Annotated in this window: 13 protein-coding genes; 10 read left to right on the top strand and 3 right to left on the bottom strand. The window is 69.6% G+C overall.

The window, feature by feature from the left end:
* Position 1: 1 nt before the first annotated feature.
* A complete protein-coding gene (locus tag D7W82_RS34850) occupies positions 2-739 on the top strand; it encodes a sulfite exporter TauE/SafE family protein (protein WP_233588120.1) in 738 nt (245 codons plus the stop codon).
* A 212-nt stretch (positions 740-951) separates the two neighbouring features.
* Complete coding sequence (locus tag D7W82_RS42615; RefSeq protein ID WP_370451116.1) at positions 952-1215, top strand: hypothetical protein; 264 nt, start codon at positions 952-954, stop codon at positions 1213-1215.
* Positions 1216-1250: 35 nt separating this feature from the next.
* Here D7W82_RS42615 and D7W82_RS34840 read toward each other — a convergent pair whose 3' ends face one another.
* From D7W82_RS34840 to fabF, 3 genes are all read right to left on the bottom strand, one after another.
* Positions 1251-2120: a tetratricopeptide repeat protein gene (locus tag D7W82_RS34840; RefSeq protein ID WP_120622428.1), complete on the bottom strand. Its 870-nt coding sequence runs from the start codon at positions 2118-2120 to the stop codon at positions 1251-1253.
* A 1-nt stretch (position 2121) separates the two neighbouring features.
* Positions 2122-3726 carry a short-chain fatty acyl-CoA regulator family protein gene (locus tag D7W82_RS34835; RefSeq protein ID WP_120622427.1) on the bottom strand — a complete coding sequence of 535 codons (1605 nt, stop codon included), beginning with the start codon at positions 3724-3726 and terminating at the stop codon, positions 2122-2124.
* Between the two features lie 315 nt (positions 3727-4041).
* Entirely contained in the window at positions 4042-5292 is a 1251-nt protein-coding gene (fabF, locus tag D7W82_RS34830) for a beta-ketoacyl-ACP synthase II (RefSeq protein ID WP_120622426.1), read from the bottom strand.
* An 81-nt stretch (positions 5293-5373) separates the two neighbouring features.
* Between fabF and D7W82_RS34825 the strand changes: the two genes are divergently transcribed.
* The 8 genes from D7W82_RS34825 to D7W82_RS34790 all read left to right on the top strand — a co-directional run bounded on the left by D7W82_RS34825 (position 5374) and on the right by D7W82_RS34790 (position 11608).
* The gene (locus D7W82_RS34825; RefSeq protein WP_120622425.1) at positions 5374-5898 is read left to right on the top strand and encodes a PaaI family thioesterase; all 525 of its coding nucleotides are present in this window, start codon (positions 5374-5376) and stop codon (positions 5896-5898) included.
* Between the two features lie 5 nt (positions 5899-5903).
* A complete protein-coding gene (locus D7W82_RS34820) occupies positions 5904-6638 on the top strand; it encodes a TetR/AcrR family transcriptional regulator (RefSeq protein ID WP_120622424.1) in 735 nt (244 codons plus the stop codon).
* 127 nt (positions 6639-6765) lie between these two features.
* Complete coding sequence (locus tag D7W82_RS34815) at positions 6766-8184, top strand: hypothetical protein (RefSeq protein ID WP_233588119.1); 1419 nt, start codon at positions 6766-6768, stop codon at positions 8182-8184.
* 94 nt (positions 8185-8278) lie between these two features.
* On the top strand, positions 8279-8902 hold the full coding sequence (locus D7W82_RS34810; RefSeq protein ID WP_120622422.1) for a YceI family protein: 624 nt from the start codon (positions 8279-8281) through the stop codon (positions 8900-8902).
* Between the two features lie 58 nt (positions 8903-8960).
* Positions 8961-9215, top strand: a complete 255-nt coding sequence (locus D7W82_RS34805; protein ID WP_120622421.1) for a hypothetical protein — start codon at positions 8961-8963, stop codon at positions 9213-9215.
* A 113-nt stretch (positions 9216-9328) separates the two neighbouring features.
* Positions 9329-10174 (top strand): DUF692 domain-containing protein, encoded by an 846-nt coding sequence (locus D7W82_RS34800; protein WP_120622420.1) that lies wholly within the window; start codon positions 9329-9331, stop codon positions 10172-10174.
* Entirely contained in the window at positions 10174-10911 is a 738-nt protein-coding gene (locus D7W82_RS34795; protein WP_120622419.1) for a DUF2063 domain-containing protein, read from the top strand. The genes D7W82_RS34800 and D7W82_RS34795 overlap by 1 nt, the downstream gene beginning before the upstream one ends.
* 133 nt (positions 10912-11044) lie before the next feature.
* On the top strand, positions 11045-11608 hold the full coding sequence (locus tag D7W82_RS34790; protein ID WP_120622418.1) for a chalcone isomerase family protein: 564 nt from the start codon (positions 11045-11047) through the stop codon (positions 11606-11608).
* Positions 11609-11922 lie beyond the last annotated feature (314 nt).

The raw sequence follows: 11922 nt of genomic DNA, 5'->3' as shown, positions 1-11922 counted from the left end.
GTTGGGGGCGCTCCTGGGCATCGGGGGCGGCATCGTCCTGGTGCCGGCGCTGGTGTTGGGATTCGGAATCCCGCTGGAGCAGGCCGTCCCCGCGAGCCTGATGTGCGTGGTGGCCAACTCCTGCGCCGCCGCCGCCAGCTACGTGGAGAACAAGCTGAGTGACCTGCGGCTGGGGCTCACCCTGGAGCTGGCGACGGTGATGGGCGCCATCGTCGGCGGGCTGGTGGCGGCCTTCGTCGCGGAGGCGATGGTGGCCGTGGTGTTCGGCCTCTTCACGCTCTTCGTCGCGCTGCAGATGCTGCTCTTGCGCCGCCCCGTCCAGGAGCCGGCGACGGCGGCCAACTACGAGCCCGGCAACTACCCGCTGGGCATCTCCGGCTCCTTCGTGGCGGGCGGGCTGTCCGCGCTCCTGGGCGTGGGCGGTGGCCCGCTGAAGGTGCCGCTGATGACCTACGGCATGCGCGTGCCCTTCAAGGTCGCCAGCGCCACCAGCAACCTGATGGTGGGCGTCACCGGCGCCGCCAGCGTCGCGGCCTACGCGTGGCGCGGCCAATTGAATCTCGGGCTCGTGGCGCCGTTGGTCGTAGGGGTGCTGGCCGGAGCTTCCGTGGGCAGCAAGCTGATGCTGAGGACCCCGACCGCGGTGCTCAAGAAGCTCTTCGCGGCGGTCCTGTTGATTGTGGCCGGACAGATGTTGTGGAAGGGAGGGGAGGGGCTGTGGCCGAGCGTATGGAAATGAGTGAAGCGGAGCCTGAACTACCCGGTGTCCATCCGTCGATGATGGTGCCGGAGGCAGGACCCCCACGTCGCAACGCACAGGCGACGTCGGTGGCGTTGGACGGGGAGTTCCACGAGGAGCTCCCGCGGGAACCCATCACCCAGCCGGAGGTGCTCCCACGCGAGCGCCGGGGGGCCAGGAGGCTCGCCGCCGGAGAACGATGGATTGCCCGCATGCTGCGCACCGGGGCCATCACCAGTGGCTGCATGTTCGTCACGTCGCTCGCGCTGGAGTTGCTGCCGCGCGACGAGGCCGTGCACGTGGCCATCGACCTGTTGCGCAAGGGCGCGGCGTCCATGCTGCTGGTGACGCCGGTGGCGCGGCTGGTGATGGCGGGAACGCTGCTGGGCCTGCGCGGCGAGTGGCGTTACGCCGCCATCGCCGCGGGGGTCATCGGGTTGCTCGCGCTGGCGGTGGGCGCGGGCTTCCAGGCCTGAGCCGGAGCCAGACGCGGTGAAGACCGCGCGCGGGGCTACACGCCGCGCGCGGCGAAGTGCGCGAGGACGTTCTTCACCTTCGCCACTTCATCGTGCTGCTTGAGGTCCTCGTACATGGGCAGCACGGCCTCGAACTGCTCGCGGGCCGCGGCGTAGTCCTGGAGGTAGTAGCAGGACAGCCCCAGGTCCCAGCGCGCGCGGGCTTCGTAGACGTGGTCGTGCAGCTCGCCGTACACGTCCACCGCGCGCAAGAGGTGCGGCCGCGCGTTGTCGTGGTGGCCCATCAGGCCCTCGGACTCACCCAGCAGCAGGTGCCCCAGCGCGAGCGCCTCCGCGTCCTCGCCCTGCTCCAGGAGCGGCACGGCCTCCAGGAAGCGCTTGCGCGCGGGCTCGTACTCGCCCCTGGCCATGCGCAGGTCGCCAATGTCCAGCAGCAGCCGAGCGATGCGCTCGGTGTTGCGCGTCTGGCGGTAGAGGATGAGCGCCTCCTGGTACTTCTCCTCGGCGCCGTCGGCCTCGCCCATGGCGCGCAGGGACTCGCCGATGCAGGCGCGGGTGAGCGCCTCGCCCTCGCGGTCGCGCGCCTCGTTGAAGAGCAGGGCGGCGGTGGCCATGTGCTCGATGGCGCCCTTGTGATCCTCGAAGTGGGCCTTCACCACGCCCAGGCCGAAGAGCGCCTGCGCCTGTCCGGGCTTGTTGCCCGCGGTCTTGAAGAAGCCGAAGGCCTCCTCGTAGTGCTCGCGGGAGGCCGCGTGGTCCTCCAGCATCCCGTACAGCTCCGCCAGCGCCACCAGCCCCTGGCCCACCTCCGAGGGCGAGCCGGTGATGCGCAGCGGGGCGAGCGCGTTCTTCTGCTTCTGGATGGCGTCTGCGATGTGGGCGCGTTCGTTGTCGGACGGGTGCATGTCAGTTCTCGTGAACCTTGCGGCGGCGGGCGCCCCTGTCCAGCGAATCGTGCTTCTCGCTGGCTTCAGCGCCGTTGCCGTCGGCTTCCGCGTTTCCGTTGCGCTCGGCCTTCTCCTTCTCGTGGACCAGCAGCGGGGAGAAGAAGCAGTCCTTCTTCGTGTACTCGTCGAAGGCGAACGCGAAGCGGTAGCTGGCCGCCGCGCGCTGGTTGCAGTCCGTGCGCTCGCAGAAGCGGCAGGAGATGCCGCTGGGGATGGCGTCCTTGCGCAGGTCGTTGGTGGGCAGGCCGTACGCCAGGTACTTCGCGTTCTCCGCGTGCGTGCCCAGGCCGATGGAGTACGCCGTGCCCTTCACGATGGAGCCTTCAATGGGCTGCAACTGCACCTTCGCGAAGCAGAAGTACGTCGTGCCGTCCGGCATGATGGAGTACTGGCGCGTAATCTGGGACGGGTTGAGGAACGCCAGGTGCACCGCCCACTTCGCGCAGGAGCCGCCGCCGGACGCGAAGCGGATGCCGGTGCCGCTGTAGCGCTTGGAGATGTTCCCCGCGATGTCCGCGCGCAGGAAGTGGAAGGGCAGGCCCTGGCGCTTGGGGTCGGACAGGTTGCAGATGCGGTGGGCCACCGTCTCGTAGGTGGTGCCGAAGATGTTGGAGAGCAGCTCCACGTCGTAGCGCGTGCGCTGCACCTCCTTGAAGAACTCGCCGTAGGGCAGCATCAGCGCGCCGGCGAAGTAGTTCGCCAGGTTGACCTTGATGAGGCGCTCCGTCTCCCCGTGGCGCATGCGGCCCGCGCCCAGGATGCGCTCCACCAGCTTCTCGCGGTCCATCACCATCAGGCCTATGGACGCGGCCACCTGGAACTTCAGCGGCTGCTCCGTGAGGTCCGGCGACAGCGTGAGCGTGCGCGCGTCCAGGTCCAACCGGCGCACCACGGACGAACCGCTGGCCGCGCGCTCGATCTGCACCTTGAAGTCGAATCTCTCCTCCAGCATGCGGATGAGGTTGCTGCTGGTGAGCTGCTGCTCCAGGCGGAAGTCGCGGCGCAGCCCTTCCGCCTGCTCCTCCAGCTCCGGGAAGTAGTTGCGGTGCTTCTCCAGGAAGTCGCTGACCTCGTCGAAAGGCGAGTAGTCGAAGCGCACGCCCGGCGTGTTGCCCAGACCGGAGGTGGAGCCCTGCGTGCGCGTGCGCTCCTCCACGTTGAGCTGCGCGAGCACGTTCTCCAGCTGCGTGCGCGTGTTCTTGTAGAGGTTGAACAGCGCGGCGACGGTGCCGGCCAGCTTCGGCTCCGCGGACAGCGACTGGAGCGACTCCGAGTCGATGTCCAGGCTCTTGAGCAGCGGTTCATCCAAGAGCTTCGCCAGGGCCTCGTCCACGCGGCCCTCGCCCAGCGTGGACATGAACTGCTCGGGGTCCTGTTCGAAGTAGCGCAGCGCCTTCCACAGCAGCGGGAAGGGCATCACGCGCTTGCCCTTCTCAATGAGGTTCAGGTACGCGGGCGAGACACCCAGGTCCTTCGCGGCGTCCGCCTGCTTGATGTTGCGTTGCAAGCGCAGGCCTCGAAGCTTCAGCCCCACGTTCGCGTTCAGCGCGTTGTCGTTGTTCATGGCTCCAACCCCCGGTGGGCCGCGTCAGGAGCCGCGCTCCGACACCGGGTCTCTGGATCCACTCTGCAAACCGATTTACCGATTTGCAATCAACGTTTTTGGATCGCCGCAGCGCTGTCCCGCAGGCGACGCGCGAAGGGTTGGCTGCCTCCACCCTGGCCTTATAGGGACGTAATCCCATGTAATCACGGGGCTTTCAGGCGCTCCCGGTGTGCGGAGGCGGCGCTCGCGCACCGCGTTGTCAACCCTTGACTGACGCGGCGCGGCGGGGCTGGGGAAAAGTCAGTAAACGGGCGCCAGATTTTTTACAGAGGCTCAGCCCGACTCCGGGAGCCGCTGGAACACGAGCGCGACGTTGGTGCCTCCGAAGCCGAAGGAATTGCTCATGACGGCGTCCACGCGCGCCTCGCGGGCGGTGTTGGGCACGCAGTCCAGCGGGATGCGCGGGTCCTGGTTCTCCAGGTTGATGGTGGGGGGCAGCACACCGCGGGTGAGGGCGAGGATGCTGATGACGGCCTCGGCGGCGCCGGCCGCGCCGTTCATGTGGCCCGTCATGGACTTGGTGGAGGAGATGGCGAGCGACTTCGCCGCGTCGCCGAACACCTTCGCGATGCCCTCCATCTCCAGCAGGTCGCCGATGTCCGTCGAGGTGCCGTGGGCGTTGAGGTAGCCGATGTCCGCGGGGTTGAGGCGCGCGTTCTTCAGGGAGGCCTTCATTGCGCGCTGGGCGCCCTCGTGGCCGGGCGCGGGCGAGGTGACGTGGTAGGCGTCGGAGCTGGCGCCATAGCCCGTCAGCTCCGCGAGGATGCGGGCGCCCCGGGCGCGGGCGTGCTCGTACTCCTCCAGGATGAGGATGGCCGCGCCCTCCGCGAGCACGAAGCCGTCGCGGTCCTTGTCGAACGGGCGGCTTGCGGCCTGGGGGGCGTCGTTGCGGTTGGACAGGGCCTTCATCGCGGCGAAGCCGCCCACGCCCAGCATGGAGATGGGGGCCTCGGCGCCGCCGGCCAGGGCCACGTCGAACTCGCCGCGCTGGATGCCGCGCATCGCCTCGCCAATGGCGTGGGCGCTGGTGGAGCAGGCGGAGTTGGTGGACCAGGACGGGCCCTTGATGCCGTGGCGCATGGAGATGTAGCCGGGCGCCATGTTGATGATCATCTGGAGGATGAAGAAGGAGCTGATGCGGTCCGGCCCCTTCTCCAGCGCCTTGCGGTGCGTCTCCTCCAGGCTGCTGAGGCCGCCGATGCCGGAGCCGATGACGGCCGCCACGCGCTCCGCGTTCTCTTCGGTGATGACCAGCCCGGAGTCCTCGAGGGCCATGTCCGACGCGGCCACTGCGAACTGCGCGAAGCGGTCCATGCGGCGCACCTCGCGCCGTTCGATGTAGTCCTCCGGGTTGAAGCCCTTCACCTCACCGGCGAAGCGGCAGTCCAGCGCGCTCGCGTCGAACAGGGTGATGGGCGCCACGCCGCTCCGGCCGTTCACCAGCGCGTCCCAGCTCTTCTCCACGCCGATGCCACACGGGCTGATGAGCCCCATTCCCGTCACCACGACGCGCCGCTGTTCCATCGCGCACTCCTTGACCCTGTTCGTTGAACCGGGATGGTATTATGACCATCCTTCCATGACTTCAAGCGATAGGGAGCCCCGATGAGCGAGCAGGCAGCGAATCCGCGCACGCGGACGGTGACGTGGCGGGACCCCCGGGAGGGGGCCTCCGCGGCGAAGAAGCTGTCCGGGCTGGAGTACCTGCGGGCCATCCAGCGCGGGGAATTGCCGGGGCCGCCCATCGCGGAGCTGATGGGCTTCTCGCCGGTGGAGGTGGAGGAGGGCCGGGTGGTGTTCGCGGTGATGCCGGGGGAGCACCACTACAACCCCATTGGCATGGTGCACGGCGGGCTGGCGGCGACGCTGATGGACTCCGCGATGGGGTGCGCCATCCACACGATGCTGCCGGTGGGCGCGGGCTACACGACGCTGGAGCTCCACGTGAACTACGTGAAGGGCATCGCGCACGACACGGGACCGCTGTCGTGCAGGGGCGAGGTCATCCACCTGGGCGGCCGCGTGGCGACGGCGCAGGGGCGGCTGGTGGACGAGAAGGGCACGCTCTACGCGCACGGCACCACGACGTGCATGCTGTTCCGGCCGCCGGGCGCGGGCGGCAAGGAGTAGGGGCGATGCGCTACACCGCTGAACACAAGCAGGCCACGCACGCGCGCATCCTCGCGGCGGCGGAGAAGCTGTTCCGCGCGGAGGGCTTCAGCGGTGCGAGCGTGGAGCGGGTGATGCGGGCCGCGGGCCTGACGGTGGGCGGCTTCTATGCCCACTTCACCTCCAAGGAGTCGCTGCTCGCGGAGTCGCTGCGCGCCTTCATGACGGCGCGCCGGACGTCCTGGCTTGCGGGGCTGGAGGGGATGCGGGGCCCTGCGTTCCTGGAGCGCTTCGCGATGCGCTACTTGAAACAGTTCGACCGGGACACGGGCGACACGACCTGCATGATGCCGTCGCTCCTGTCGGACCTGACGCGCGCGGCGCCGGAGGTGCAGGCCGCGTTCGCACAGGGGCTGGAGGACCTGGTCGGCCAGGCCCAGACGCACCTGCCCGCGCGCGAGGGCGCCACGCCCCGGCAGCAGATGCTGGCGACGGTGACGCTGTGCTTCGGCGCGATGACGCTCGCCCGGGCCACCGCGTCGCAGCCCCTGGCGGGGGAGATATTGGACGCGGCGCGCGCGCTGCTCGTCGCGGGAGCGCCGGTGGAGGAGGGCGCAAGGCATGAGGTGCCTCATGCGCACGCGGCGCCGCGAAGGGCTCCCGTCCCGCGCAAGAAGGCGCCGTCCAGGAAACGCCGTGCCGGCACCACCTCGGAGGCGGAGCGCACCCCCGCGCGGCGCGCGCGGAAGAAGCCCCTCTGAGCGGATGGCTCATGGGCACGCGTCCTCGTGCGTCGGCATTCCGGGCTGGACGTCAGGCGGGCTGCCGTGGAGTCCTTCCGGGCGGACCGTGGACCGTGGGGGCAGGGTGGACGCAAGGACGACGACGGTGGCCCGCGCATGGCTGGTGGGGCTCGCGCTCACGCTGGGGGCGTGCGCCTCCGTGCCGCTCGCGCCTCCCTGGGAGGACGTGCCCCTTCGCTACGACATCACGTACACGCACGACCCCTCGCCCCGCTTGAACGTGGCGGTCGTCCTGCCGCCGTCGCCTCCTGGCGTCTTCCCGGGCGCGTTCCTCTTCCGGCAGCCGGGGCGCCAGAGTTCCGTGGTCGCGACATTCGGGGACGGGAGCAGGACCGAGATCTTCCCCCGGAACGGCGTGGTGCGGGTGCCCGAAGGAGCGCGCATCCTCCGCTATCACTACCCGCTGGCCTCCTCTCCCGGAGGCGGAGGCAGGTCCCTGTTCGGGGGCATGGGGGAGGGCGACACGTGGCACGTGGGCGGCAAGGCCTACCTGCTGATCCCCAGCCGCGTGACGCCTGGCCTGCGCGTGGACCTCACCGTATCCGGCGCGGACGCGCTGCTGCCGTGGACCCCCGACGAGCGCGGCGTCTACCACCTGCGCGGCGAGGACCTCATCGACGCGGGCTTCCATTCGTTCGGCGGCAGGCGGTGCCAGGCGCACGTCGGCGCCTCCGTGTTGGAGGTCGCGCTGCTGGGCCCGTTCACGCACCTGACGGACGCGGACCTCTGTGCGTGGCTCGAACAGGCCGGGCGCGAGGTCGTCACCGTGCGCAAGGCCTTCCCGTTCCCGCGCGTCACCGTGCGCGTCGTGCCCGTGCCCGGCGACGACACGCCCGGCGTCTTCGGGATGACCTTGTGGAGCTCGCCGCCCAGCATCTCCATCCTCGTGGGGCAGGACGCCACCGCCGCGTCCCTCGCGAAGGACTGGGTCGCGGTCCACGAAATGCTGCACCTGACGCACCCGGCGTTGGTGCCCCGGGTGGCCTGGCTCACCGAGGGACTGGCCACCTACTACACGGAGCTCGCCCGCGTGCGCTCCGGACGCCAGACGGCCCCGCAGGCCTGGCAGGAGCTGGCGAACGGCTTCGCGCGAGGCCAGGCCGCCGCGCGCTCACGCCCCATGAAGGAGGTTGTCGCCGAGGGGCGCAACTTCATGGGCATCTACTGGACCGGCGCGCTCTTCGCGCTCCACCTGGACGTGGAGCTGCGCCGCGTGACGCACGGCCGCGCACGGTTGGAGGACGTGCTGGAGCTGCTCGCCACGCGCGGCCCCACCGCGACGCTCGAAACCTTCGGCGAAGCCGTGGACACCGTCGCGGGCCAGCCACTGTTCGACGCGCTGCTCGCCCGTCACCTCCCAAGGCCCGCCTTCGCTGAATTGAACCCATTGCTGGAAGACCTGGGCGTCCGAATTGACCCAGGTGGCGTCAAGCTCCATGCTGCGCCGGGCAGTGGGTTGCGTGAGGCGCTGGACGGCGGGCGGGCCCCGGACGACGCGGGGTGAACACCCGGAAATGAAAAGGGGCCGTAACTGATTCCCGGTTGCCGCGTATCGCATGCATCCGCGAGGTTCGCGGCATCCGTAGATGAGGTCCGCCATGTTCCGCAGCGTCCTGATGCTCGCCGCCACCCTGTCGCTTTCCGCGTCCGCCGCGGAGCCCGCGGCTTCCGACAAGCACTTCGTCTTCCATGATCCGAACAGCCGCGACACGGTGATGTTCGTGCTGGACGCGCCGCTGGAGGTCATCAACGGCCTGTCCAACCAGGTGACGGGCCGCGTGGACGTGAAGGGGCAGAAGGCCAGCGGCCGCTTCCAGGTGCCGGTGAAGTCCATCAAGACGGGCAACGAGACGCGCGACGGCCACCTGCAGAATGACCGCTGGCTGGACGCGGCGAAGCACCCGGACATCGTCTTCGAGTTCAAGGACGTGACCCTGCCCGCGCCGCTCGCCAACGCGAAGCCGGTGGTGCTGAAGACGAAGGGCACCTTCACCATCCACGGCATCACGCGCGAGGAGCCCGTGGAGGTGACGGCCACGTACCTCCAGGAGACGGCCGAGACGAAGAACCGCGCCGCGGGCGAGCTCTTGCGCGTGCGCGCGAAGTTCCAGATTCCCCTGGAGGCCTACGGCATCAAGCGCACCGAGGCGCTGCTGCTGAAGGTGGGCGAGCGGGCCGAGGTCACGGTCGACGCCTGGGGCTCCACTCAGTTCAAGCCGTAGCGATTTGTCGTCAGTCACCCCGTAGTCACACCCCACGCGGTACGAAAGGAAGCAACACATGAACGTCAAGGCTCTTGCGGCGGTTGTCGGCACCCTGTCCCTCGGCGCGCTGGCCACCGGCTGTGCGTCCAACAAGGCGGCGGAGGGCAGCAAGGTGCACGCCGCGTCGCCGGGCGCGGCCGAGGGCGCCGAGGCCAGCTGCAGCAACAAGCCCGCCGACGCCGCCGCCCCCGCCGCGACCCCGGAGAAGGGCGCCGAGGGCTCCTGTGGCGCCGGCTCCTGCGGCGCTGGCTCCTGCAGCGGCAAGAAGTAGTCACCGCATGGGAGGGCCTGCGTGACAGGTCTCCTCCCAGGCTCGCGGGCGGCGGGAAGGGTCCTTCCTGCCGCCCGTGTTGTTTTCACCTGTCGCACGTGAAGGAGCGCCGCATGCCGTCCCCCCGCTACACAGACCGCCATGGATTGAAGCCGCTGGGGGCGGGCATCGGGTTGCGCCGCGACTTCTACGAAGCGCTGCCGCGCACGCCGCGCGCGCTGGACTGGGTGGAGATCATCCCGGAGAACTTCCTCACGCTGGGCGGCCGCTCCCAGCGCGCCCTGGACGCGTGCCGCGAGCGCTGGACGCTCTTGCCGCACGGCGTGGGCCTGAACATCGGCGGGCCGGACGCGCTGGATGACGACTACGTCACCCGCCTGGCCGCGCTGGTGAAGCGGCTGGACGCGCCATTCTTCTCGGATCACCTGTGCTACTCGCGGCTGGGCGGCGTGCACCTGCATGACCTCTTGCCGCTGCCCTTCACGGAGGCCGCGGTGGAGCACGTGGTGCCGCGCGTGCGCGAGGTCATGGCGCGCGTGGAGCGCCCCTTCCTGCTGGAGAACCCCAGCTACTACGCGGCCATGCCGGGCGGCACGCTGAAGGAGGCGGACTTCCTGCGCCAGGTGGTGGAGGCCGCGGACTGCGGGCTGCTGCTGGACGTGAACAACGTCTGGGTCAACGCGCGAAACCACGGCTACGACCCGCGCGCCTTCGTGGACGCGCTGCCCCTGGAGCGAGTGGTGCAGGTGCACCTGGCCGGCCACGACGTGCGCGAGACGGTCCTCATCGACACGCACGGCGACCGCGTCTGCGACGACGTGTGGTCGCTGTACCGCTACACGCTGGAGCGCACCGGCCCGGTGTCCACGTTGATGGAGTGGGACCAGGCCATCCCGTCCCTGGACGCCGTGCTGGACGAGGCGGACCGGGCGCGCGCCGTGCTCGCGGAGGGTGCGTGATGAAGGCGTCGCTGAAGCACTTCTTCGACAGCATGGACGCGTACCTCGCCGGACCGCCCGGCGCGGAGGGGCTGTTGAAGCTGTCCGCGTCGCACCCGGGCTGGGACGTGGATCCGGAGCGCATGGCGCTCTACGGCCAGTTCGTGCGCGGCCACGTGCGCTCCACGCTGGAGAAGCTCTTCCCGCTGACGCGCAAGGCGGTGACGCCGGAGGCGTGGGACGCGCTGGTGGACGGCTACACCCGCACGCGGCCCGCCCGGCACTACGAGCTCAACCGCCTGGGCGAGGGCTTCGCGCCCTTCGTCGCGGATGCCGCCGCCGCGAAGGGGCTGCCGCCATTCCTGCCCGCGCTCGCCCGCTTCGAGTGGACGGACTTCGCGGTGTTCGCCTCCGAGGAGGACCTCCCGGACACCGTGGAGCGGCTGACGCCCAACCCCACGCTCACGGCGCTGGAGCAGCCCTACCGGCTCTGCGCCTTCATGCGAGCCCGGGGCGCGGAAGCCGCGCCGGCGGAAGGGGAGGAGCTGGCGCTGCTCTGGCGTCATCCGGAGCGGCTGGTGACCTTCTACATGGAGGCCACGCCGCCCGCGCTGCTGGTGCTGAAGATGGCCGTGGAGGGCCTGTCGGAAGAGGCCGTCGTCCAGGCCACCGGCATGTCCGCCGCGGACCTCCACGCGGAGGTGGTGCGCTTCGCGAAGGACGGCCTCGTGCTGGCACCGGCATCCCGCATTCACTGAAGAACCTGTTGTCTTCCGAGCGGTTTCGCCGCAGCACGTCAAGACGCAAGTGTCCTTCGTGGATCCTTTCGTGAAGACGCATGGCTAGGTTTGCGTCCAACATCGCGCAGAAACCGACCCGGAGGTTTTCCCCATGAAGAAGACGCTGACCGCCGTGCTGCTGTCGCTGACCCTCGCCGCGCCCGTCATGGCCAAGGACATCGCGGGTGTGAAGTATCCGGACACCGCCACCGTGGCCGGCAAGGAGCTGAAGCTCAACGGCGTGGGCCTGCGCAAGAAGGCCATCTTCAAGGTCTACACGCTGGGCCTCTACGTGGAGAACCCCACGCAGGACGCCACCGCGCTGCTCAACGCGGATGAAGTGAAGCGCGTGCGCATGTTCATGAAGCGCGACCTCAAGAAGGATCAGATCACCGAGGCCATCGAGAACGGCTTCAAGAAGAGCGCGGGCGCGAACATGCCCAAGCTCCAGGCGCGCCTGGACGCCTTCAAGGCCGCCATCCCCGCGGAGGTGAAGGAGGGCCAGGAGCTCAACCTCACCTACGTGCCGGGCAAGGGCACCACCGTGCAGGTGACGGGCGGGCAGTCCATCGACGTGGAGGGCAAGGACTTCGCGGACGCGCTCTTCTCCGTGTGGCTGGGCAAGGACCCCGTGGACGGCGGCCTCAAGGACGCCATCCTCGGCAAGGACGACTGACGCACCCCACGCTTCACCCGGAGTCCTTCGCGCCCCGGAAGCGCCCCTTCTTCACGGAAGGGGCGTTTCGCGGGGCGCCGTCGTTTCCGGATGCAGCGTCATTGCTTCAATGGTGGACAGCGCACGCCGCCCCTGTCACACGCGCATGAGTTGAAGCTGGAATGCCCCCGCGCATCAGGGGTTGATGCGCGCCGGATTCTCACCCCTTGTCCGTGCTGGAGAACGCTTTGAAGCGACTGGCCCTCTTCGCCGCCTCCTGTGTCCTTGGCGCCGCCTGCAAGACGGCGGAGCCCACCCCCGAGCCGCCCCAGGCC

It is taken from the genome of Corallococcus sp. CA049B, from assembly GCF_003611685.1.
Lineage (GTDB): Bacteria > Myxococcota > Myxococcia > Myxococcales > Myxococcaceae > Corallococcus > Corallococcus coralloides.
Note: the sequence above shows the minus strand (reverse complement) of the source record. Positions and strands in the feature narration are given on the sequence as shown.